Source organism: Fluviicola taffensis DSM 16823, from assembly GCF_943372375.1.
Classification (GTDB): domain Bacteria; phylum Bacteroidota; class Bacteroidia; order Flavobacteriales_D; family Crocinitomicaceae; genus Fluviicola; species Fluviicola taffensis_A.
The window spans coordinates 12645-38211 of record NZ_CALRYJ010000019.1; the positions used below are offsets into that span (position 1 = coordinate 12645).

The 25567-nt window shown below is 41.1% G+C and carries 12 protein-coding genes; 6 read left to right on the forward strand and 6 right to left on the reverse strand.

From position 1 onward, the window contains the following. Nucleotides 1–21: 21 nt before the first annotated feature. The 3 genes from AAG807_RS18730 to AAG807_RS18740 are packed head-to-tail and all read right to left on the reverse strand — an operon-like array spanning nucleotide 22 to nucleotide 3859. A complete protein-coding gene (locus AAG807_RS18730; protein WP_341907376.1) occupies nucleotides 22–1650 on the reverse strand; it encodes an amidohydrolase in 1629 nt (542 codons plus the stop codon). Further along, the gene (locus AAG807_RS18735) at nucleotides 1650–2414 is read right to left on the reverse strand and encodes an SDR family NAD(P)-dependent oxidoreductase (RefSeq protein ID WP_341907380.1); all 765 of its coding nucleotides are present in this window, start codon (nucleotides 2412–2414) and stop codon (nucleotides 1650–1652) included. The genes AAG807_RS18730 and AAG807_RS18735 overlap by 1 nt, the downstream gene beginning before the upstream one ends. Beyond that, nucleotides 2411–3859, reverse strand: coding sequence for a hypothetical protein (locus tag AAG807_RS18740; RefSeq protein WP_341907383.1), 1449 nt, complete (start codon nucleotides 3857–3859; stop codon nucleotides 2411–2413). Before AAG807_RS18740 ends, AAG807_RS18735 begins: the two co-directional genes overlap by 4 nt. A 305-nt stretch (nucleotides 3860–4164) precedes the next feature. Here AAG807_RS18740 and purL point away from each other — a divergent pair, with 305 nt between their 5' ends. From purL to AAG807_RS18760, 4 genes are all read left to right on the forward strand, one after another. Next, nucleotides 4165–6402, forward strand: a complete 2238-nt coding sequence (purL, locus tag AAG807_RS18745; RefSeq protein ID WP_341907385.1) for a phosphoribosylformylglycinamidine synthase subunit PurL — start codon at nucleotides 4165–4167, stop codon at nucleotides 6400–6402. A gap of 107 nt (nucleotides 6403–6509) precedes the next feature. Continuing rightward, complete coding sequence (gene rsmG, locus AAG807_RS18750) at nucleotides 6510–7136, forward strand: 16S rRNA (guanine(527)-N(7))-methyltransferase RsmG (RefSeq protein WP_341907387.1); 627 nt, start codon at nucleotides 6510–6512, stop codon at nucleotides 7134–7136. A gap of 195 nt (nucleotides 7137–7331) precedes the next feature. After that, nucleotides 7332–7790: a DUF1801 domain-containing protein gene (locus AAG807_RS18755; protein WP_341907390.1), complete on the forward strand. Its 459-nt coding sequence runs from the start codon at nucleotides 7332–7334 to the stop codon at nucleotides 7788–7790. A gap of 2 nt (nucleotides 7791–7792) precedes the next feature. Beyond that, on the forward strand, nucleotides 7793–8443 hold the full coding sequence (locus tag AAG807_RS18760; protein WP_341907392.1) for a hypothetical protein: 651 nt from the start codon (nucleotides 7793–7795) through the stop codon (nucleotides 8441–8443). Between the two features lie 66 nt (nucleotides 8444–8509). On the opposite strand, the gene AAG807_RS18765 is transcribed toward AAG807_RS18760, so the two are convergent. From AAG807_RS18765 to AAG807_RS18775, 3 genes are all read right to left on the reverse strand, one after another. Further along, nucleotides 8510–10744, reverse strand: coding sequence for an OmpA family protein (locus AAG807_RS18765; protein WP_341907395.1), 2235 nt, complete (start codon nucleotides 10742–10744; stop codon nucleotides 8510–8512). 12 nt (nucleotides 10745–10756) lie between these two features. After that, nucleotides 10757–11659, reverse strand: a complete 903-nt coding sequence (locus AAG807_RS18770; RefSeq protein ID WP_341907397.1) for a type IX secretion system membrane protein PorP/SprF — start codon at nucleotides 11657–11659, stop codon at nucleotides 10757–10759. A 90-nt stretch (nucleotides 11660–11749) separates the two neighbouring features. Further along, a complete protein-coding gene (locus tag AAG807_RS18775; RefSeq protein ID WP_341907400.1) occupies nucleotides 11750–21667 on the reverse strand; it encodes an Ig-like domain-containing protein in 9918 nt (3305 codons plus the stop codon). A gap of 284 nt (nucleotides 21668–21951) precedes the next feature. Between AAG807_RS18775 and AAG807_RS18780 the strand changes: the two genes are divergently transcribed. Together AAG807_RS18780 and AAG807_RS18785 are read left to right on the forward strand one after the other, a co-directional pair. Further along, complete coding sequence (locus AAG807_RS18780; RefSeq protein ID WP_341907402.1) at nucleotides 21952–24873, forward strand: histidine kinase; 2922 nt, start codon at nucleotides 21952–21954, stop codon at nucleotides 24871–24873. Beyond that, the gene (locus AAG807_RS18785; RefSeq protein ID WP_341907405.1) at nucleotides 24866–25564 is read left to right on the forward strand and encodes a LytTR family DNA-binding domain-containing protein; all 699 of its coding nucleotides are present in this window, start codon (nucleotides 24866–24868) and stop codon (nucleotides 25562–25564) included. The genes AAG807_RS18780 and AAG807_RS18785 overlap by 8 nt, the downstream gene beginning before the upstream one ends. Nucleotides 25565–25567 lie beyond the last annotated feature (3 nt).

Here is a 25567-nt window from a genome sequence, read left to right on the forward strand (position 1 = left end):
CGTTTGCCGGCGAGCCCTTTTTTATTCCATAGAAAACACCAATTTCCCTTTGACAAACGTCCTATTTGAAAAGTTCGGACTATATGCTCCTTTCGAAACAAACGGACTTTCAAGAATTACGAGATTCGCCTCTTTCCCCTTTTCCAAACTCCCCTTATTACTTTCCTGAAAACTGGCAAATGCCGCCCAAATGGTCATTCCTCTCAGACATGCCTCTTCCGTAAGTGCTTCCCCGGGTAAAAAACCATCGATCGGATCATTTTCTGCATTCTTCCGATTCACTGCTGCATGAATGGTCAGAAAAGGATTGGTACTTTCAACCGGAAAATCGGTTCCGATAGCCAACATTCCGGCTTTGAGCAATAAGGTATTGTAAGCATAAGCTCCCTTCAGGCGCGCTTTACCCAAACGGGATTCAGCCCAACGCTGATCACTTACCGCATGGGTAGGTTGAACGGATGGAAATGCACCGGAACTTTCCAACAGGTCAAAATCCATTGGGTCCAAAACTTGTGCATGCTCAATTCTCCAGCGATGATCCGGGTTCTTTTTGGAATAAGCCTGAATCAGGTCAAGCACCAATTTATTGGTAGAATCCCCGATTGCGTGAATATTCAATTGGTAACCTGTCAATTCCGCCAGGGAAGAATAGCGCTTCATATCTGCGATTGAAGTTGTCAATAAGCCATGATTATGCGGATCATCCGAATAGGGCTGTTTCAAAAGTGCGCCTCGTGAACCCAAAGCTCCATCCCCGATCACTTTAAAAGAGCGTACCAACAAATTCTTTTCCTCCAGGAATCCATGTTTCTTTGCAAAATCAGCATTTTCCTTTTCAGGATACAACATACCGTAAATCCCTATCGTCAATCTATTGTCTTTTACCAACCTGCGGATCAGTTTAAAATCATGTGAGGTTAGCCCGGCTTCATGCACATCGGTGATTCCATATCCATACAACTCCTGTTGTATTTCCAGTAAAGCCTCTGCTAATTCCTGATCCGAAAAATCAGGTAGTTTATTACTGATTAATGAGATGGCATTATCCAAGAGAATCCCGGAAAGACTCCCGTCTGCATTTTTCAAAATAGCTCCTCCATCCACATGGGAAGATCCGGTAATTCCGTATTTTTTTAGTGCCGCATTGTTCGCTAAGACAGCATGACCATCGATTCGATATAAAACAACCGGTTTATCGGGGAATTTCTCATTCAACAATTCATTTGTCGGCAACTCAGCCGAATTCCACAAACTTTGATCCCAACCTCCGCCTACAATCACCCTGCGCTCTTTCCGTTGTGCATATTTCTCCACACGGACGATCAATTCATCCATGGAAGTAGTACCCACCAGATTAACCGATAATTTTTGGCGCGCCAAACTCATCAGATGACCATGAGCATCTGCAAAACCGGGGAAAATATCTTTCCCTTCCGCATCGATATACTCTTCGGCACTGTACTTATTCATGATTTGTCTATCCGGACCCACTTCCACCACTTTTCCATCCCGGATTGCAATGGCTTGAACAATCGAGTTTTCCTCATCCATCGTGTGGATTTTTGCATTGTGGATCACCAAATCAACAGATTGCCCCTTCATACAGGAAGCACTGATCAAACCGACTAAAAAGAATAAAAAATAACGCATCACGAATGGGTTTTATGAAATACTGTTGAACTCGCTTGTGCACTTGGCATGATCACCAAATCATTGATACAAACATGCTTTGGTCTTGAACAAACATAATAAACCGCATCCGCGATATCTTCCGCCATTAAGGGGTCAAATCCATCGTATACATTTTTAGCAGTTTGTTCATCCCCTTTGAAACGAACCAATGAGAATTCCGTTTCCGCAGCTCCGGGAGCAATATTGGTCACTTTGATCCCGTCGTGAACCAAATCAATGCGCATTGCTCTGGACAAAGCATCTACCGCATGTTTGGTAGCACAATAGACGTTCCCACCTGCATATACTTCTTTTCCTGCAATACTTGCAATATTTACAATGTGTCCACCACCATTTTTCTTCAAAATAGGAGAAATTGCCCGTGTCACATACAAAAGCCCCTTCACATTCGTATCGATCATCCGGTCCCAATCATCCGTATCACCGGAATCTATCGGTCCGCGACCAACAGCCAACCCCGCATTGTTGATTAAAACAGACAGGTTTTCCTTCACTTCATCAGATAAACTTTGGACAGCTTGATTCACTTCATCTTCACCACGTACATCAAAGTTCAGAAGCTGAACATCAACTCCCTTACTTAGAAATTCCCGTTTCAACGACTCCAAACGCTCGATCCTTCTTCCTGTCAAAACCAAATCCCAACCATTATCAGCAAATATGCGTGCTGTCGCCTCTCCAAAACCGGCAGTCGCTCCGGTAATAAAAACGTATTTTTTCATAATTTAAATTTGAACGGTCTCGATCCGATAAATGCAATTAAAAACAAGGCTAAATATGCTGGTACCCGGTAGCGTACTATCGCCCCCAAAACAGGAGTTGTCCAACCTATCAAGATAAACAAAATGAGTGAAAAGCTGAGTAAAAACAAAATCACATTCTTTTCTTCAGCAGTTCGATGCTTGCGATTATACCAAAAACCAAACCCCAACAATCCGAATAAACCGATCGTTTCAAGAAAATTGACAATCTTCAGTTTGCCCCCCGGATCCCAAAAGGTAGGCCGGAAAGCAGCATTCGTTATTGCTTCCGGAATATTTTTGATCAACTGACCGGAATCATTATTAATAGCAGTCAATTCAATATAACTTCCGCATTCTGTTCCGACAAAATCGATTCTCCACGGACCATCAGACGGATCTAATGAAATATCATCAAAAGGATAACTCATTCCGAAAGTCACTTTCTTCGCAACAATCTTCTTTTTGACCTGAAGACCTCCATCTTCCAAAAAATTCAAATCTGCATATTGATCCGTTCTAAAATAATAATAACAGGAATCCGCGTATGCGTGAATACCTCCCCTTCCCACATTCATGAAATCAAATTGCATACGGGTAAGCCGATGAGTTAGACCAGTCCTAAGATTAGAAAAGGATGCAAAACCAATTAAAAAGACGATCAAAACAGTTACCGGAGCCAATATCACGCGTTTTTTAAAGACGAATTTCCCCAGCAAGAAAACGGGAAGACTCAAGAGCAAACATCCTAAAACATAGGGCTTAAATCCCAACATCAACACCGATCCGAGTATCATTCTCCAAAGGCGGGATTTCCAACTTAAGTTGCCAAACATGACATTTAGCAGGAACGCAAGCCCCAAGATCATCAAGGGTTCTTTCAATACCGTACTGGTCCAAAAACTCAATGTCGGGAATAGGAAGAGTGCAAACCAAAACCAGCGCTTATCATAGAAAATTCGATCCTTGAATGCCAGAAAAATTTCCCGTAAAGCTATCAATGAGAAGAAAGAGAAAAACAGGATATGGATGTACACATTCCCTTTCGAAATGAATACGATCAAGCTATTTATCCGCAACACATTGCGTGAATCATTCATCAGATCCAAGTCACCTGCCGACCAATGATTGGTATGTGCCAGGTAATGTTGAACATCCAATTCCGAATTCATTCCGAATAAAAATTTCAGGTAATCACCAAAAGACTGATAAGCCACTCCATTGAGCGTTACGCTATCATCCATGTATTCCTCCCAATCAACAGTTATTTCACCTATTCCATAAATCTTGGTATGAATAATCATGAACAAGATCCCAAAGAGTACTTTCACTCCCCAACCGGTCAATAAATTCGTACGCGATAAGCCATCTGTTTTGAACTTCCAAACAAACCACGTTAAACCAAGCAGGACCAGTGCGAATATCATGAGGGCTCTAAGTTAATTCATAATTACGAATGCCGAATTACGAATGCCGAATTTTTCAGCATTCCGTCTTATCCTGAAAAAGTATTGTGTAGATATCGGATAGATACTAAGAGGATAGAGCATGGATAAAGCGTTAGAGAGCGACCTTTTGTGAAGGATTTAACATTCATATTCTTACAATCTGGTGACTGGATGCTTCGTCATCTTTGAAAAATCTAATCATTCACAATTCTGCACTCGGAATTCGGAATTCCGCATTCGGAATTAGACAGGAATGATTACTTTTGCATCAAAGTTATAACAAAATGAGTACTTCCATCAAACAAGAAGCTACCCTTGAGCAAGCGGTTGAATTAGGTTTGCGAGCTGATGAATTTGAAATGATCAAAGGAATCTTGGGTCGCACGCCGAATTTCACTGAAACTGCAGTTTATTCTGTCATGTGGTCTGAGCACTGTTCTTATAAAAACTCCATTTACTGGTTAAAACAATTGCCAAAAGACGGTCCTCACATGCTAGTGAAAGCTGGTGAAGAAAATGCTGGATTGGTAGATTTAGGTGATGGTATCGGTTGTGTTTTCAAGATCGAATCTCACAATCACCCTTCCGCATTGGAACCTTATCAAGGTGCTGCAACAGGAGTTGGAGGAATCAACCGCGATATTTTCACGATGGGAGCTCGCCCGGTTGCACAATTGAACTCATTGCGTTTCGGAGACATCGAAGAAGCACGTACGAAGTGGTTGGTGAAAGGTGTTGTCAAAGGAATTGGCGATTACGGAAATGCCTTCGGTATTCCAATCGTTGGTGGTGAAGTATTCTTCGACAAATCTTACAATCAGAATCCACTTGTAAATGCGTTTTCTGCCGGAATTATCGATACGAAAAAAGTAATCTCCGCAAAAGCGAAAGGACCAGGGAACCCTGTTTACATCGTAGGTTCTTCTACCGGTAAAGATGGGATCGCAGGTGCTGCATTCGCTTCAAAAGACATTACAGAAGAGTCCGCACAAGATTTACCATCCGTACAAGTTGGTGACCCGTTCATGGAAAAATTGCTTTTGGAAGCTACTATGGAATTGTCAAATACCGATGCAATTGTCGGAATGCAAGACATGGGAGCTGCAGGAATCACTTGTTCCACATGTGAAATGAGTGCCGGTGGTGGTGTTGGAATGGAAATCCATTTGGATCGCGTTCCTACTCGTCAGGAAAATATGTTGCCTTATGAAATCCTTCTTTCAGAATCTCAAGAACGCATGTTGGTGGTGATTCAAAAAGGAAAAGAAGAAGTGGTGAAGCGCATTTTTGACAAATGGGATTTACACGCTGAAGAAATTGGAACAGTGACTGATGACGGTCGTGTCCGCTATTACATGAATGGTGAATTGGTTGGAGATGTTCCAGCTGAATCATTGGTTCTGGGAGGTGGTGCACCACAATACCAGCGCGAATATTCCGAACCGGCATATTACCAGGAATACAAAAAATTCAATATAGACTCTGTAGAACAACCGGAAAACTTAAAGGAAATCGGGTTCTTCTTATTGGGTCAGCCGAATATCGCTTCAAAACGTTGGGTATACGAACAGTACGACTCGATGGTTGGAACAAAAACAATGACTACCAACCGTCCGACGGATGCAGGAATTGTAAACTTGAAAGGAACAGAGAAAGCATTGGCAATGACAGTGGATTGTAATTCACGCTATGTGAATGCCGATCCTGAAATCGGAACTGCAATTGCGGTTTCCGAAGCAGCTCGTAACATCGTTGTTTCAGGTGGTATCCCAAGTGCGATTACCAACTGTTTGAACTTTGGAAACCCATACAACCCGGAATCTTACTGGCAGTTTGTCGGTGCGATCAAAGGAATGTCAAGAGCATGCCTGAAGTTTGAGACGCCGGTAACAGGTGGAAACGTTTCTTTCTACAACCAAAGTAATATCGGTGGAAAAGAGATTCCTGTCTTCCCTACTCCGACAATCGGAATGATTGGTGTGGTAGAAGACAAGTCAAAAATCATGACTTTGGATTTCAAACAAAAAGGTGATCTGATCTTCATCCTTGGAGATTGCGTAAATGATATCTCCTCTTCAGAATACTTGGCTAAGTACCACAAAATCGAGGCATCTCCGGCTCCACATTTCGATTTGGAAAAAGAGTATGCATTACAAGAAGCTGTTAAAGGTTTGATCAGTCAGGAATTGATCAACGCCGCTCACGACTGTGCAGATGGTGGATTATTTGTTTCATTGGTTGAAATGTCCATGCCCCGAGGACTTGGTTTCGATATCGTTACTGATTCCGAAGTTCGTGAAGATGCTTTCTTGTTCGGAGAAGCTCAAAGCCGTGTAGTTATTACTGTTTCAGAAGAAACGGAAGAAGACTTCATTGAGTTCATGATGGGAAGTGGTGTAAGCTATACACTTCTTGGTCACGTTACAAAAGGAAAAATGATGGTTGACGACGAGCATTTCGGATTCATCTCTGAAGCAAAGGAGATTTTTGATAATGCATTAGGAAACTTGATTGAAGGATAATTCGAAATAATCCATTAAGCCACCCTCCTCAATCCTCCCTCAAGGGAGGAAGTGGTTTAAACTCCCCCTTTGAAGGGGGATAAAGGGGGATGGCCAAAAACCAACATATGGAATTAATCCTCAAATACTTTCCAAATCTTACCGATTTACAACGCTCCCAATTCGAGCGCTTGCAGGAATTGTATTTGTTTTGGAATGCTCAAATCAACGTCATTTCCAGAAAGGATACGGAGGAGTTCTACGAACGCCACGTACTTCATTCCTTAGGAATTGCAAAAATCATGGAATTTACACCCGGATCATCTGTTTTGGATATTGGTACCGGTGGTGGTTTCCCGGGAATCCCATTGGCAATTTTATTTCCCGAGGTGCAATTTCACTTGGTAGATTCCATTGGAAAGAAAATCAAAGTGGTAAACGAAGTTGCACAGGCTCTCGATCTGAAAAACGTTCGTGGTACCCATGCACGGGCAGAGGAAATCAAGGAGCAATTTGATTTCATCGTGAGTAGAGCCGTAACCGCAATGCCCGCTTTTCTGCCTTGGACTAAAGGAAAGTTTCTTAAAGAAAATAAGAATCCTCTCCCAAACGGAATCTTATACCTCAAAGGCGGCGATTTGAAAGAAGAAATGGCTCCGGTGAAACAATCCTATCACATTCACTCATTGCAAAAGATCTTTTCAGGTGAATTCTTCGAAACGAAGGCGGTGGTCTATGTAAACATGACTAAGTAAGCCTGGTTCGGGACAACTGATCCGCATCAACATCCAATTCCAATTCCATTGTGGTAGAACAAGAGTTCATGCATGACCTGGAAATTGCAAAGGCATATCCAAACCTACAACTAATAATCAATGGTATTTCTTGACGGAATCCCGTTGATCTTGTGATGCATTTCATCAAAAGTTTTAACTTGGAGTAAAAAACCCATGCAAACTTCAGGTTCTACGCCAGATGAGATCATTAATAACGCTCCGGAAGAGCGAAAAGAAGCGTTAATTAAACTTAGAAAAACCATTTTGGATAATTTGCCTGCAGGCTTCAAAGAATGCATCAACTATGGAATGATTGGTTACGTCGTTCCGCATTCAATTTATCCCGCAGGTTATCATTGCGACCCAAAACTACCTTTGCCATTTATGAGTTTTGCTTCGCAGAAAAACTTCATTGCATTCTATCACATGGGAATGTATGCTGATAAGGAATTACTCGATTGGTTCGTCCATGAATTTCAGCAGGTAAGTAAAACCAAACTGGATATGGGGAAAAGTTGTGTGCGATTTAAAAAGCCAGATCAGATTCCTTTCGAATTAATAGGTAAATTAGTAAGCAAGATGAGTCCGGAAGACTGGATCTCCAATTATGAAAAAGCACTAAAAAAGAACTAAACATGAGTGAAGTATTAGACAACATGAGCTTTTTTGCTCAAAAGAACGTTGATCTTGGGAACCTGAATTATCCGTTGAAGTTCAGCTTCAAGATCGGAACCATGTCAAATGACTTTGTGATCGAAGATGCAAGTTCTGCAACTTTGGCTTATGTCCGTCAAAAGATGTTCAAGTTTATTGAGGAAATTCAGGTTTTCACAGATACAAGCAAAACAAACCTGGAGTTCACCATCAAAGCAAATAAGTGGATCGACTTCTCGGCAACCTATGTTTTCACAGATAAAAATGGTGTGGAGAAAGGTCGTGTTGCTCGTAAAGGATGGGCTTCCATCTGGAAGGCGCGTTACGATGTATTCGACCAGAACGAGCACCTGGCTTTCCATATCATGGAGGAAAATGCATGGACGAAAGTATTCGACACCTTATTCAGTGAAATTCCGGTTTTGGGAATGTTTACCGGATATGTGTTCAATCCGAAATACATTGTCGGAAGACCGGACGGATCTAAGGTGATGCGCCTAAAGAAAAACGCATCGATGTTCGGAAGAAAATTCTCCCTTGAAAAAATCGGTCCGACACACAATGCTGCGGAAGATGAGTGCATCGTACTTTCCTTGATGATGATGATCTTATTGGAAAGAAGAAGAGGATAAGGCTATAAAAACGAAAAGAGGGATGAACAGATGTCATCCCTCTTTTATTTCAAGACCTAACTTGTATTACATTTTCATAATAATGAATTCCGTGCGTCTGTTTTCCTGATGCTCGGCCTCCGAACATGTAGATTTAACAGGACCTTCACAACCACATCCATTTTTCAATTTCGCTTCACCATAACCTTTCCCGTAAATACGATCCGGATTTGGAATACGTGCTCTAATGTAAGCAGCCGAAGCTTTCGCACGATTATCTGACAATTTTTCATTTGACGCAATTGAACCACGACAATCTGTATGTGAACCCAACTCAATTTCCATGGTCGGATATTCTTTCATGACTTTTACAATCTTATCCAACTCGATAGAAGCATCTTTCCGGATAGCGTATTTGGCATAATCAAAATAAATTGGTTTGATATCAATAATCGTTGCCAAATCAATACCAACAGTTAATTTGTCCATCGTCATATCCAACGCCTTATTCAATTCTACAACACCTGGCTTGGTTAATTTTGTCGTATACACCAATTCTTTGGTCAAATAACCCGGTCGAGATAGTTTGATGGAATAATCCAATACATCTCCCATTTTATTAGTTGCAAGCGATTTGAAAACCTCACCATTCTCATTGGTCAAATCATAAATCACTTTATTTCCTGTTTTCAGGTCTTTGATCTCTACCTGAACGCTATCCAATACTTCGGAAGTTTGTCCATCTTTGACAATCGTCAACAAGGCAAATCCAGGATCTTTTTCCAAAACCAGATCTTGATCAATTACACGAGTTGACACAGGTAATGCCTTGGTTGTAACGGATGCTTTCCCATCAAAATAATCTGGTTTTTCAGCCAATAACTGGTAATTTGCATCACGAACTAAGTGAAACTCATAATACCCCTGATTGTTGGAAACAACTGAATCCATTTTTTTGGACGCTGAATCAAACAAATAAACTGTTGTTTGGGCAAGAATAGCCGAACCGTTTTTATCTTTCGTATAACCTTTCACCATCAATCCAAGACTAAACGGTGTCAATTGTTGGTAATGATAAATGTCATCTCCTCCTTTTCCACCGGAACGATTGGAAGAGAAGTACCCTTCTTTCCCATTGTTAAAAGTGGTCAATGCGAAATCGTCGTAACTTGAATTGATAGTCGTTCCACAGTTTAAGACTTCTGTAAAATTGTTGTTATCATTCAACCAAACGAAGATGTCCAACCCTCCTAGCCCCACAAGACCGTCAGAACTAAAAAACAAATGACCTTCCTGACTCACCCAAGGAAACATTTCCTGTCCTTCTGTATTGATTTCTTTTCCTAAGTTGATGAGCTCTCCAAAGGTCCCATCTTCCTTCACTGCAACTTGATAGATGTCTGCACCTCCAAATCCTCCCGGTTTGTCAGATGATAAATACATCCATTTCCCATCAGGTGTGAAACTTGGATGTCCAACAGAGTAATCACGTGAATTGTATATAAACTCTCTTTCATTTAACCATTTCCCGTTGCTTACGTCTGCTATGTAGAGTTTCAAGTTTTGGATTCCTTGATTATCTTTCCGTTTGTTTCCTTTCTTGATGTTATTGCGTGTATAAATCACCCATTTTCCATTTGGATGAAAACAGATTGGTCCTTCGTGAAAACGGCTATTTACTCGCTTCGACAAAACGTCCTGATTCACCACTTCATTCGTAGAATCGGTGGTCGCAACATGTAATTCTAAGAATCGGTCATTGTTCCAGGTCCAATTATTATGAACGAAGGAACGCTCGGAGCGGGAGGATAGAAAATACAATTTGTTTGCATCCAATGATGGATAAGTTCCAAAATCCGTGTACTCCGAATTGTTTTTCCAATTTTGAATACTGAAATCCGGAGCTGCAGCGGCAATCTGTTCCTTGTAATTCTTTTGAGAATTGAATGATTGCGAGCGCACATCATTGGGCTTCATTGCAATGAATTTATTCATCCATTCATCAGAAGCTGTATAATTTCCGTTGATTTTCAATACTTGAGCGTACTGGTAAACATCCTCCGCATTGGAAGATTGTTGTACCACTTTCGCATAGGTTTTTTCAGATAGGTCAAAGCGCTCTGTTCTGAAATAACTGTAAGCCAATTTTGACTGCATTTCAGGTGAATCGACTTCAGAACCGATCAATCCTTCATACTGATCAGCTGCAAGTGCAAATGCGAGTGTTTTATAGTAATTATCTGCTCGTTTTAATTTTCCAGCTTGAGCATTTGCAAACTGAATAGTAAATAGCAATGATATTGTTACAAGAATGTGTTTCATTGTTGAATAAGATTAGAAGTAACGTGGAGAACGTACTCCTGAATTTTTAAATACAAAGTCATAAGACAACATGATTTCGAACGTCCCATAGTTGTAGTTGCGAATCGCCTGTGTACCAAAATCAGTTGCAAAACCAAGTTTAAATTGTTTACTCACCTGAAATTGAACAAATGCGCCAATTGCTGCATCCAAGCGATACAATGCACCGATATAGAATCGTTCGTTGTAGATTCCGGCTATTGATGCGTCCAAACTAATGGGAGCACCCGGAGTAAATTTCACCTGAGCGATTGGTCTCAATTTCCAATGTGGATTCAAGGTGATTACACCTCCAACATGACCGAAGTAATGTCTCTTTTCCATATTTGTCTTGGAGCCATCATAACTTTGTTCCAATAATTTGGGCGTACTAGCCCCAATGAACCAATGTGGTGTATGATAATATACCCCAAATCCAAAGTTCGGATTCACGTGATTTCGAATATTATTGATCAGATTCGGGTCAGCAGCAGTAGTGGTATTCAAGGAGTTTGAACCAATATTTATCAAATTCAAACCACCTTTTATACCGAATGCCAATTTTGATTTGTTCTTAAATCGAAGGGAATAAGATACATCACCATAAAACAAATTTTGTTTCACCGGACCAACATTATCGTTCACATAAGTAATCCCAACCCCTATTGATTTATAGCTCAACGGGGAATGCACACTTACGGTAGTGGAGATTGGTCTACCATCAAACCCAACCCATTGCTCACGATGAAGTGTTGTAATATTTAATACATCCTTACTTCCCGCATAAGCCGGATTAATAAACAATGTATTATCAAAAAACTGCGTAAAGTGAGGGTCTTGCTGGGCGAAACTATTCACCCAAACAAAACACATAACTATTGCTACTAACTTTTTCATTCCTTCTCTTTTATCCCGACACTCATCGTCGGTGTTTTTTAACCTGTATTAACGCTTGTTCCTTCACTCCAAGCAAATCGAAAGCTTCGCTTACCTTTTTAAGTAAACATATCCTTTAACCACTCCATATTCCGTTGTTCTGGTATCGAAGATGTAGAAGTATGTACCTGTTGGTAATTCATCTCCACCAATATTGAATTCACTTGTTGATTTACCTTCCCAGGTATTATCGTACTTCTCAGTGAAGAATACCTGATTCCCCCATCTATTGAAAATGGTGATGGTATTGTTCGGGAATAACTCAATTCCTGTAATCACAAATGCATCATTTGTTCCATCTCCATCAGGCGTAAATGCCTCCGGTATATCAATCAGACATGGTCTTGGACTACAAGGATCTTTCGGATCTGATGTTCCTGTCGGTACTGCCGGTGTAGATGGATCATCCACTCCTGTTTCTTCTTCACAATCCGTTAAGCCATCACCGTCTGTATCCGTATCGTCAATTCCAATCGGATCACATGGATCATTTGGATTCGATGTTCCGGTTGGAGTCACAGGTGTTCCCGGATCATTCACTCCGGTTGTCTCCTCACAGTCTGTTAAACCATCACCGTCCGTATCGGTTGTGATCAATCCAATCGGTGAACACGGATCATTCGGATTCGATGTTCCGTTTGGTGTTGCAGGAGTTCCCGGATCATTTACTCCGGTTGTTTCCTCACAGTCTGTTAAACCGTCACCGTCCGTATCGGTTGTGATCAATCCAATCGGTGAACACGGATCGGTTGGATTCGATGTTCCTGTTGGTGTTGCTGGTGTTCCCGGGTCATTCACTCCGGTTGTTTCCTCACAATCTGTTAAACCGTCACCGTCCGTATCGGTTGTGATCAATCCAATCGGTGAACATGGATCGTTCGGATTCGATGTTCCGGTTGGTGTTCCTGGTGTTCCCGGATCATTCACTCCGGTTGTCTCCTCACAGTCTGTTAAACCATCATTATCCGTATCCGTTGTGATCAAACCAATCGGTGAACATGGATCATTCGGATTCGATGTTCCTGTTGGTACCGCTGGTGTACCTGGATCATCTACACCTGAACCCTCTTCGCAATTTGTCAATCCATCCCCGTCAGTATCTACTGTTGGATTTGGGTCACAAGGATCTGTTGGGTCTGAAGTTCCAGTTGGAACTATAGGAGTACCAGGATCATCAATACCTGTTGTCTCCTCACAGTCTGTCAATCCATCACCATCGGTATCTGTTGTAATCAATCCGATTGGTGAACATGGATCATTCGGATTCGATGTTCCTGTTGGTGTTGTTGGCGTTGATGGATCATCAACTCCCGTTGTTTCCTCACAATCTGTCAATCCATCATTATCCGTATCGGTTGTGATCAATCCAATCGGTGAACATGGGTCGTTTGGATTCGATGTTCCTGTTGGAGTTGCAGGTGTTCCCGGATCATTTACTCCCGTTGTCTCTTCACAATCTGTTAATCCATCATTATCCGTATCAGTTGTAATCAATCCAATTGGTGAACATGGATCGTTTGGATTTGAAGTTCCTGTTGGTGTTGCTGGAGTTCCCGGATCATTTACTCCCGTTGTTTCCTCACAATCTGTCAATCCATCATTATCTGTATCAACTGTTATCAATCCAATCGGGTCACAAGCATCAGCTGGATCAGTTGTTCCCGCTGGTGTTGCTGGAGTTCCAGGATCATTAATTCCTGTTGTCTCCTCACAGTCTGTCAATCCATCACCATCCGTATCGGTCGTAATCAATCCAATAGGTGAACATGGATCGGTTGGATTTGAAGTTCCTGTTGGTGTTGCAGGTGTTCCCGGATCATTCACTCCGGTTGTCTCCTCACAATCTGTTAATCCGTCATTATCTGTATCTGTTGTTATCAATCCAATAGGTGAACATGGATCGGTTGGATTCGATGTTCCGGTTGGTGTTGCAGGTGTTCCCGGATCATTCACTCCGGTTGTTTCCTCACAGTCTGTTAAACCGTCACCATCGGTATCGGTCGTAATCAATCCTATCGGTGAACACGGATCATTCGGATTCGATGTTCCGGTTGGTGTTGTTGGAGTTCCAGGGTCATTGATTCCTGTTGTCTCTTCACAATCTGTCAATCCATCTCCATCGGTATCGGTCGTAATCAATCCGATTGGAGAACATGGATCGTTTGGATTTGAAGTTCCGGATGGTGTTGCCGGAGTTCCAGGATCATTGATTCCTGTTGTCTCTTCACAATCTGTCAATCCATCACTGTCCGTATCAAATGGACTAGGACATGCTAACACCGTAATGAAAATGGTGTCATTGACACAAATTGCCGGTAAAGGCAAACCTGTATCACAAACACTTACCACAACAGTATCTGTTCCGTTGAAGTTAACAGTTGGTGTATAAGTGTAGGTTCCGTCTGTATTCACAACGATCGTTCCGTTGTTTGGTCCATCAACCGGTGTTGTATTCACAGTCAATGGTGTTCCATCAGGATCTGAATCACCTGCATTTGTCAAATCTCCATTCACCGGAGTATTTATATTCGTTGTATGGAATTCATTATCTACGATTGGCGCATCGTTGATTGGCGTTATCGTAATGAAGATCGTATCGTTCACACAGATTGCCGGTAATGGCGTACCTGCATCACAAACACTTACCACCACTGTATCTGTTCCGTTGAAGTTAACGTTTGGTGTATAAGTGTATGTTCCGTTTGTATTCACTACGATCGTTCCGTTGTTTGGTCCATCAACCGGTGTCGTATTCACCGTCAATGGTGTACCATCAGGATCTGAATCGCCTGCATCCGTTACGTCTCCTGAAACTGGAGTTTCTTCCGGTGTGGTGATATTTTCATTATCTACAATTGGCGCATCGTTGATTGGCGTTACCGTGATGAAAATTGTATCATTTACACAGATTGCCGGTAATGGTGTACCTGCATCACATACACTTACTACAACCGTATCTGTTCCTGTGAAGTTCGTGTTTGGCGTATAGGTATAAGTTCCGTTTGTATTCACTACGATCGTTCCGTTATTTGGTCCATCAACAGGTGTTGTATTCACCGTTAATGGTGTTCCATCAGGATCTGAATCACCGGCATCGGTTACGTCTCCTGAAACCGGAGTTTCTTCCGGTGTGGTGATATTTTCATTATCTACAGTTGGCGCATCGTTGATTGGCGTTACCGTGATGAAAATTGTATCGTTTACACAGATTGCCGGTAAAGGTGTACCTGCATCACATACACTTACCACAACCGTATCTGTTCCGTTGAAGTTAACGTTTGGTGTATAAGTGTAGGTTCCGTTTGTATTCACAACGATTGTTCCGTTGTTTGGTCCATCAACCGGTGTCGTATTTACCGTCAATGGTGTTCCATCAGGATCTGAATCACCAGCATCGGTTACGTCTCCTGAAACTGGAGTTTCTTCCGGTGTGGTGATGTTTTCGTCATCTACAATTGGCGCATCGTTGACTGGAGAAACAACAAAACTGATAATCGCATTGTCACAAGCATTACTTGGATCACACAATTGATAAGTTACAGTTGCTGTTCCGTTAAAGTTAGTTGCAGGATCGAATGTTACATCCCCTGTTACCGGATTGTAAGTCCAGGTACCATCTGTTGTAATAATTGACGTTTGAACACCGGCAGTAACGGGATCCATATCAATGACAAATTGACCACCTCCATTTGTAGGTGCTGAAGGGTTACCATTTGGATCGGTATCATTTATTAAAATAGAAACAATCCCATTCGCTCCATCCTCAGTTAAAGGAGTAGCAACAATATCATCATTAGCAGTTGGAGCTGCATCATCCTCAAGAATAGTAACTGTTGCAGTTTGTGTTCCGCTTTCTGTTGCTCCGTTACCGCCTGTTACATTCGTGATATCAGCAATCACCGTTTCGTTTCCTTCAATAGAGATATCATCGATAGGATCGATAGTTACTGTTCCTGTAGTTGAACCAGCAGGAATCGTGATCGTCACAGAACTTGGGGTATAATCTGTACCATTAGTTGCTGTTCCGGTGTATCCGATTGTAATTGTTGTTGCGGTTGTAGCAACATTAGACAAAGTTGCTGTTAATGTAGCGACACCTGCTGCATTTTCTGCAATCGTTGTTGTTCCGGTTAATGTTACTGTCGGCGCATCATTATCAATTATTGTTACAGTAGCTGTCTGGGTACCATTTTCAGTCGTACCGTTACCGCCTGTTACGTTGGTAATATCAATAACTACTGTTTCATTGCCTTCAGAAATTAAATCAGATGTTGGATCAATGTCAAAAGTAACTGATGTTGAACCTGCAGGGATGGTAACAGTAATAGTCCCTGTAGCATAGTCCGTTCCATTTGTCGCTGTACCTGTATAACCTAGTGTCACATCCACATTTTGAGTAGAAGCTACAGACAATGTCAATGTTAAAGTTGCATTTGCTAAACCATCCTCTGCTACTGTAGTTGTTCCTGATAAAGAAACAGTTGGTGTGTCATCATCTGTAATAGTTACTATAGCTGTTTGGGTTCCACTTTCTGTAGCACCATTTCCACCTGTTACGTTGGTAATATCCGCAATAACTGTCTCTGAAGTTTCAGAAGTTACATCATCTGTTGGGTCGATAGTTACTGTTCCGGTTGTTGAACCGGCAGGAATGGTGATAGTCACCGAACTTGGTGCGTAATCCGTTCCGTTAGTTGCGGTTCCGGTGTATCCGATTGTAATTGTTGTTGCGGTTGTTGTTGCAACGGATAATGTTGCTGTCAAGGTTGCAACACCCGCTGCATTTTCTGCAATCGATGTTGTGCCTGTTAAAGTTACTGTTGGAGCAACTTCGTTATCTGTAATCGTAACGGTTGCAGTTTGAGTTCCACTTTCTGTTGCGCCATTTCCTCCTGTTACGTTGGTAATGTCTGCAATCACGGTTTCAGAACCTTCGAACAAGGCATCATCCGTTGGGTCGATAGTTACTGTTCCTGTTGTTGAACCGGCAGGAATGGTAATCGTCACCGAACTTGGCGTGTAATCCGTTCCGTTAGTTGCGGTTCCGGTGTATCCAATCGTAATTGTTGTTGCGGTTGTTGTTGCAACGGATAATGTTGCTGTCAAGGTTGCAACGCCCGCTGCATTTTCTGCAATCGTTGTTGTGCCAGTTAAAGTTACTGTTGGAGCGACTTCGTTATCTGTAATCGTAACGGTTGCGGTTTGAGTTCCACTTTCTGTAGCACCATTTCCGCCTGTTACGCTGGTAATGTCTGCAATCACTGTTTCAGAACCTTCGAACAAGGCATCATCTGTCGGGTCGATAGTTACTGTTCCGGTTGTTGAACCGGCAGAGATTGTGATAGTCACCGAACTTGGCGTGTAATCCGTTCCGTTAGTTGCGGTTCCGGTGTATCCAATCGTAATTGTTGTTGCGGTTGTTGTTGCAACGGATAATGTTGCTGTCAAAGTAGCAACACCCGCAGCATTTTCTGCAATCGTTGTTGTTCCGGTTAAAGTTACTGTTGGAGCAACTTCGTTATCTGTAATCGTAACTGTTGCAGTTTGGGTTCCACTTTCTGTTGCGCCATTTCCGCCTGTTACGTTGGTAATGTCTGCAATCACTGTTTCAGAACCTTCGAACAAGGCATCGTCTGTCGGGTCGATAGTTACTGTTCCTGTTGTTGAACCGGCAGGAATCGTGATAGTCACCGAACTTGGCGCGTAATCCGTTCCGTTAGTTGCGGTTCCGGTGTATCCGATTGTAATTGTTGTGGCAGTTGTTGTTGCTACTGACAATGTCGCTGTCAAGGTTGCAACGCCCGCAGCATTTTCTGCAATCGATGTTGTTCCGGTTAAAGTTACTGTTGGAGCAACTTCATTATCTGTAATCGTAACTGTTGCGGTTTGCGTTCCACTTTCTGTTGCGCCATTTCCACCTGTTACGTTGGTAATGTCTGCTATTACGGTTTCAGAACCTTCGAAGATGACATCATCCGTTGGATCGATAGTAACTGTTCCTGTTGTTGAACCGGCAGGAATAGTGATCGTCACCGAACTTGGCGCGTAATCCGTTCCGTTAGTTGCGGTTCCGGTGTATCCAATTGTAATTGTTGTGGCAGTTGTTGTTGCTACTGACAATGTCGCTGTCAAGGTTGCAACGCCCGCTGCATTTTCTGCAATCGTTGTTGTTCCGGTTAAAGTTACTGTTGGAGCAACTTCGTTATCTGTAATCGTAACTGTTGCGGTTTGAGTTCCACTTTCTGTTGCACCATTTCCGCCTGTTACGTTGGTAATGTCTGCAATTACGGTTTCAGAACCTTCAAACAATGCATCATCCGTTGGATCGATAGTTACTATTCCGGTTGTTGAACCGGCAGGAATGGTGATCGTCACCGAACTTGGTGCGTAATCCGTCCCGTTAGTTGCGGTTCCGGTGTATCCGATTGTAATTGTTGTGGCAGTTGTTGTTGCTACTGACAAGGTTGCTGTCAAAGTAGCAACACCCGCAGCATTTTCTGCAATCGTTGTTGTTCCTGTTAAAGTCACTGTTGGAGCAACTTCATTATCTGTAATCGTAACTGTTGCAGTTTGAGTTCCACTTTCTGTAGCACCATTTCCGCCTGTTACGTTGGTAATGTCTGCAATTACGGTTTCAGAACCTTCAAAGATGACATCATCCGTTGGGTCGATAGTTACTGTTCCGGTTGTTGCACCGGCAGGAATGGTGATAGTCACCGAACTTGGTGTATAATCCGTTCCGTTAGTTGCGGTTCCGGTGTATCCGATTGTAATTGTTGTGGCAGTTGTTGTTGCAACGGATAATGTTGCTGTCAAGGTTGCAACTCCCGCTGCATTTTCTGCAATCGTTGTTGTTCCAGTTAAAGTTACTGTTGGAGGATTTAATTCTCTCCAATCTCTTTCAGGTGTTCCTGAAATGATCACATTTGGATAGGATGACGGTGTAGTGCCATTCGTTGGATTAACTAATGCATCATTCACATCATACGCATCATCCAAACCATCATTATCCGAATCCAAACCTGTTGGCAAGGTATTCGCTACTCCATTTCCATCCGTATCCCATCCTTCAATTGCATCAGACAATGCATCATTATCAGAATTCAAATCCAGATAATCTACATTATCGACACCATCTGTATTTACAGGAATAATAGCAGTCCCACCATTATTTGCATCGTATGCATTATCAATTCCATCATTATCGGAATCAGAACCAGATGGCGCAATGTATGTGGTTGTAGCTTGCGCTTCACTATTATCAACAATTCCATCATTATCGGAATCAATATCAATAAAGTTGCATTGTAAATCGGAGTCGTTGTTTCCTGAAACATACGAATTTGGATTACCATCTGCATCAGAATCAGCACCGGTTGTAATTAAAGGAGTTCCATTATTTGTAACACAAGTTGTATTAAGCGTATTTAAAACCGAAGCTGGAACGGTATAATCAAGTCCATGTAAGTTTATATCATCATTATCTGTTCTTGTAACACGAATCGCAACGGTATTAATAGGTACAACAATTGCATAAACTGTCATCGCTGTATTGGCAGCAGGAATGTTCGATGCTGTTACATTGGTAAAGGTGGTCCCATTAGAAGAAAATGAAAGATTCGTATTCGCTGTGTTTCCACTTGGATTTGAAATATACAGACGAATTGTTCCACCAGCATTAACTGTGTTTGCGATTTGTAAGGTTGCTATATCACCGGTTGAATTTAGCAGTGCAAAATCAGCTGCCAATGGCTCTCCTAATGCATTCACAGGGTTGGTAACACTAACATCTCCCGGACCATTTGACGTTGCATAGGCTATCGAAGACGGTGAATAAATATAACTACCCGTAGTCGTACAATTTTCAAATACGCCATCAACTACATCGTTGTAACCATCATTATCAATATCCACAAAAGCATCCGCAATTCCATCATTATTCGCATCAAGTCCGTTCGCTTCAATTACATCTGTAATCCCGTCATTATCACTATCCAAATCAACAAAATTCGGCAATCCATCGTTGTCAAAATCAGCTCCAAAATCATTTGTCCCGTTTGCATCTGTATCTAACAACAGCGATGTAGACGTAGTTAACAAACAGTTGGGAGAAGGAGTACATGGTGCTGAGCCTGTAGGACCATCTGTATCATTATTATCATATAAATTTGCCAAACCATCACCATCCGTATCAGCGGCAGAATCTACTTGCCCATCTCCATTCGTATCTACACCTCCCGCTTCAATCAAATCCGGAATCCCATCATTATCGCTATCCAAATCCAAATGAACAGGATTTCCATCTCCATCGGCATCAAAACTTGCACAAATACCTCCGCTTATCAAACCTCCGCAAGTTGGGAAGTTTGCATCCATATAATTAGGAATAAGGTCACCATCCATATCTCCACTAGGATCAGGCAACCCCATAGTAGCGCAATCCCATCCATTCACACCTTGAAAAGTTGCTCCGCAGAAATCCGGATCCATGTAATCCATTATTCCATCAGTATCGTGATCACCATTATATGCCTCAACCACATCCGGAACCCCATCATTGTCATCATCAATATCACATGAAACAGGTATTACATCATTATCAACATTCCCTTGATAATTTGGATTTTGGATAGGAACATAAAGAGAAATTGATCCTCCGATATTTCCGTCTTGAGAACCATTTCTTACGGATGATGCACCAGCTAGGTGCTGACCACCAATTCCACCTGTATTAGTCAAGGTCAATCCGGCTGGTAAAGATGCCAATGAGTACAAAAGTACACCACCACCTCCACCACCGCCTGGACCATGAGGAGTAGTTGTATTCAAATCTTGTCCGTCACCACCGCTTACATCAACAGTTAAGGTTCCGATATACGTTTCTGTTTTTAGCACTACCGAACCACCGGCACCACCACCACCTCCTCCATCAGGAGCTCCAACAGGGTTGATTGCAACCGGACTAGTCCCTCTTGCATTGATTGTATTTCCATTTCCAACAATGGTATCTGCAAAAATGATGACGATTCCACCACCATCAGCGGCATTCGAAGGGTTGTTTGTTGTTACGAAACCAGGACCACCGGCTCCTCCCAAAAACACTTTGTTTTGAGCCAAAAATGTACTCAAGGAAAAACCTCCGACACCACCGGCATTCGCTCCATCAATATCACACCAGCGTTTACCACCTTCTCCACCGGCACCAAAATTAGAACCTCCTCCTCCACCGGAGTCACCGGAAATTCCTGCACCACCACCGTTTGCTCTTGGCGCTCTCCCACGATTCGAGGCCACATCATCTATCACAATTCCATCACCTTTCGTGTATGTTGAATTGATTCCACTTGAAACATTGAATAAGGCTGTTGGAACCGGGGAACAATCATCCGGTGTTCCGTTTACTAACATTTGTATTCCTTTGTACCCTTGACCAAGGACATTAATCCCCGCATTAAACGTTACTTTTTTAGCTTCAATTGCAACAACGCCACCCGTACCTGCTACTTCATCCCAATCTTGAGCTGTTAGTGTTCCTGTAATATTGACATTGTCTGCAAATTGTGGGATACGTACAACCTGAACTTTATCAGTTACGGTGTAGTTTCTAATCAAAGGATAAGCAGGAGTCAATACATTCCCGACAACACTTCCCACCTCAAAAAACTCATAGTTTCCAGCATTATTGATTGCAGTAACATTACCTGAACCCGTCGCATTAGCAGTGTTGATCGTTGCACCTTTCATTTGGATGATGAGTGCTTTATCACCTGGTTGAAACAGAGAACCATCTGTAACCGTGATGGTGTGAATACAAGCTACGTCACATGGTGCGCATGCCGGCTGGCTAATGCCTGTAACAGCTGTGTACTGATTGACAATCCCGGAGATATTTACCTGAGCATTGACGCTCAACTTAATAAATAGTGATAAAATTAGTACGGTTAGATATGAAAGAAATGATTTATTCATAAGTATTCGATTGTTTAATCCGCTTATAAGATATATGGATCAATTAACCCAACACAATTCCATTACCCACTGAAAACCAGCTGATTAAGTTGTGTAGTTTTAAAAATCCAAGACAAAAGTAGAATGTTAAAAAGGAGAATTTGATAACAATTTTATAAGTGAGTAGAATGCTTCATAAGTGAGTATAGCGTTTGAAAACTAACTTTTTAGGAAAATGAAAACCGTAAAATCTCTTACATTTGTGATTGAAACTTTTACTAATGCAGCTTCGAAAACTCTTCGGAATGATTTTACTATTGGCCCTGCACCATGAATTACTGGGTCAACAACTTGGTAATTTCATTGAAAAGAGCCAATCTATCTTCATCCCTTTCAGCGTTACCTGTTATGGAACCAAACACGGGTTGCCTCAAAATCAGATCTTAGACATCATTCAAAAAAGAGATGGTGAATTAATCATCTCTACAGCAAATGGAATAGTTGAATATAACGGTCACGAATTTTACCCGATCACGAACGACTCAGAGCACAAAAGACATATTCATGGCAACATTTATTGGAGCGAGACTCACAAAACACTTTACGGCTCTGAAAACGGTGGAAATTATAATAAGATCACACCTGCTTTCAAAAAAGCAAAGTACATTTTCAGCGCTTATTTAAAGAACGAAACACTATTCTGGATTACCAAAAACGGATGTCTCTACAGCAGGAAATTGGGAAGTAAACACGCTAGATTGATATTCAATTCAAAAGTAAAAAACGTATACGCTTTATATCTCGATAAAAACAACTGCTATTTATCTAACAAAAAAAACACCTATCATTTTAATTTGAATACCGGTATAAAGACATTACTCCGTAACGAATTCATTTTAAAGATTAAGAAAAACCCATTTACTGGCGCCCTATATGCTCTTTCGTCGGACACACTTTACACTTTAGAAGGAAACCGTATTCAACCTGTTGATTTAGGAGTAGAAAAGAAAGGGATTCTTACGGATGTTGAATTTATTTCAAATGATGAACTCTTTGTAAGTTCCACTGCCGGACTTATTTACTGCAACTCCTATTATAGTGAGCGATACGAAGAAAGTGATTACCTGCCGACAAATTATACTCAAAGTCTTTACTATGACAAAAAAGAACAGTGTCTTTTTGTAGGAACAGGGAACAAAGGACTTCTGAAATTGCAAATCAAGAACTGCTCCAGCATAGTTGAAAATACTGATTTAGCAAAATCATCCCTTTGTTCGATCATTAGAGATCATCAAAACAGAATACTGATTGCGAGTTCAGATACTAAAATATATCAACTGGAACTTGGAGGATGTTCCACATACTTTGAGAACAAATCCGGTTTCTCAGCCATGAGCGAAATAGATAACACCTTATTTATAGGCACATGGGGCAATGGAGTCATCCTAGTTAAAGACAGGCAAAAAACCGGACACATTACCTACCCAAAACTCCAGAGTAATATTGTACACGCCATCTACAAAGATCTCCGAGGAACCATTTGGATAGGTACCTACTCCGGAGTATCGAGCGGAAAGACAATTCAACAACTGAAACCATTTCATCCCCTAAAGATTACCGGGCGCATCATCACATTTTATGAAAGACGCAACGGACATATCTGCATCGGTGGTTCTGAAGGGGTTTATATTATAAACAAGCAGCACCAGTTGATTAAAAAGATTGGTAAAAAAGAAGGCTTGAATTGCAAAGAAGTACGTTCATTTTATGAGGACGAAGAAAAAAAATTATGGATTGGCACTTATGACGGTGGACTTTATTGCTTCTCAAACAATCAGCTCACAAGCATCAATCAAAAAAGTAATTGCAAATTAAATAACGATTTATTCACTTTAGCGAAGGACAGCAAGGGATCTATTTATATGACCTCAAATAATGGATTGTATGTTGTATCTGAAAAAAAACTGAATGATTATTACAATGGAAAAATCGACTATTTGATTCCTTTCTATTATGGCAATGAGAACGGTATTAAAAACACAGAATTCAACGGTGGTTTTCAGAATAACTTCCTGATGACAAAAATGGATCACCTTTATCTTCCAACAATTGAAGGTGTTTTAGTGACTAGTCCGGATGATTACCTATTCAGAAAGTTAACACCCAAAATAAAAAGTGTCCTTGTAAATGATACAATCATCAATCAAAACGATGCCACTTTTAGTCGAAACACACATTCCGTTGAATTCAATTTCTATTGTTCCAATTACATTTCGAAATACAACATTCACTATCAATACAAACTTTTAGGCCCCGGCTTACCAAACAAATGGTCAAACATTCAAAAAAATGGCAATATTCGTTTTTCGATGCTTCCGCCAGGCGATTATAACTTTCAAATCAGAGGGGTTGATGCATACAACGATGCTTTTCCAAAAATTCAATCCTATAATTTTAGAATCAAGCCTTACTTCTATGAAACATGGTGGTTTCTTTGCATCTGTATCCTATTCATCCTATTTGTAGGAATCTATATCATACGTTTGAGAATTTACCAATTACGGGTAAGGGAACGAAAAGAACACCGGATTTCAAATACTTTTCTGGAACTAAAACTGAAAGCAATCCAATCGAAAATGAATCCACATTTCATTTTTAACTCATTAAACAATATCATATACTTATTGAACAGCAATCAGGTTCGGGAAGCAGAAGATTTACTTCAGGATTTTTCATTACTTCTTCGTCAATTTTTACAAAGCAGTGATCAAACATTCATCTCGCTGCAGGAAGAGTTTGCCATTCTGGAACTTTATCTTGCCATCGAAAAACGAAGAAAAAACGGGGAATTCACCTACACTTTTCTCATTGATGAACAATTAAAAGACAAACAGATCCCTACCCTGCTGCTTCAACCCATTGTAGAAAATGCTGTAAAACATGGAGTGGGTCATAGCAATCAACCATGCACAATCACCATTGAAGCAAAAATCGTTTCCAATTTTATTCAAATCCAAATTTCAGATAATGGAATTGGCAGAAAAGCATCTGAAAAAATGAATGAATATCGAAAAAACCATACTTCAATGGGACTTGGATTAGTTAAAGAAAAAATAAATATCATGCATCTGAAATACGATAAGTTGATCAGTCTGGTTGTTGAAGATTTAGATCAGACAAATCAAACAGGCACAGTTGTAACTCTAAAAATACCTTTGAATGATTAATTGCGTTATTGTTGAAGATGAAATTGCCGGTCAACAAATCCTTTTGAATAAACTAAAGACCCATTTTCCGGAATGTGAGGTCTTAGCAATTATAGACAACAAAGTCGAAGCAATTCAATTTATCAATGCGAACCCGTCTATTGATTTGGTTTTTCTGGATGTCCAGATTAAGGGTGGCACAGGAATCGATGTGCTCTCAAGTATAGAGAACAAAACTTTTGAGGCAATTTTTGTTACCGCGTTCGACCGATATGCCATTGACGCCTTGAACGCTTCCGCCTCTTATTATTTATTGAAACCAATAAGAGATGAAACCTTTAAAAAAGGAGTGTCTTTGGTACTCTCGAAAATCAACAAATCAAGTGTTTCAAATACCCTTTTAATTCCTTACAAAGGAAGTTACAACTCAATTAAGTACGACGATATTATCTACTTTGAATCAGATGGAGCCTATACAAATGTGATTACAAAACATGAACGTATCTTATCCTCGAAAAATTTAGGATACTACGAAAAGATCTTACCAAAAGAACAATTCAAACGATCACATCATAGCTACGTTGTAAATGTGAAACATATGCAGCTATTGATCAAAAGTAGAACAGGTATTTTACGTATGATAACCGGAAAAGAAATTCCAATTGCCCAGCGTAGAATGCAGGAATTCATGCATTTTTTACAAGAGCAATAGCTT

Bases quoted from the DNA above. Each gene is read 5' to 3' on its own strand.
- AAG807_RS18735 (WP_341907380.1), bottom strand. From the start codon at position 2,414: ATGAAAAAATACGTTTTTATTACCGGAGCGACTGCCGGTTTTGGAGAG.
- AAG807_RS18760 (WP_341907392.1), top strand. From the start codon at position 7,793: ATGAGTGAAGTATTAGACAACATGAGCTTTTTTGCTCAAAAGAACGTT.
- rsmG (WP_341907387.1), top strand. From the start codon at position 6,510: ATGGAATTAATCCTCAAATACTTTCCAAATCTTACCGATTTACAACGC.
- AAG807_RS18730 (WP_341907376.1), bottom strand. From the start codon at position 1,650: ATGCGTTATTTTTTATTCTTTTTAGTCGGTTTGATCAGTGCTTCCTGT.
- purL (WP_341907385.1), top strand. From the start codon at position 4,165: ATGAGTACTTCCATCAAACAAGAAGCTACCCTTGAGCAAGCGGTTGAA.
- AAG807_RS18780 (WP_341907402.1), top strand. From the start codon at position 21,952: ATGATTTTACTATTGGCCCTGCACCATGAATTACTGGGTCAACAACTT.
- AAG807_RS18785 (WP_341907405.1), top strand. From the start codon at position 24,866: ATGATTAATTGCGTTATTGTTGAAGATGAAATTGCCGGTCAACAAATC.
- AAG807_RS18775 (WP_341907400.1), bottom strand. From the start codon at position 21,667: ATGAATAAATCATTTCTTTCATATCTAACCGTACTAATTTTATCACTA.
- AAG807_RS18765 (WP_341907395.1), bottom strand. From the start codon at position 10,744: ATGAAACACATTCTTGTAACAATATCATTGCTATTTACTATTCAGTTT.
- AAG807_RS18740 (WP_341907383.1), bottom strand. From the start codon at position 3,859: ATGATATTCGCACTGGTCCTGCTTGGTTTAACGTGGTTTGTTTGGAAG.
- AAG807_RS18755 (WP_341907390.1), top strand. From the start codon at position 7,332: ATGCAAACTTCAGGTTCTACGCCAGATGAGATCATTAATAACGCTCCG.
- AAG807_RS18770 (WP_341907397.1), bottom strand. From the start codon at position 11,659: ATGAAAAAGTTAGTAGCAATAGTTATGTGTTTTGTTTGGGTGAATAGT.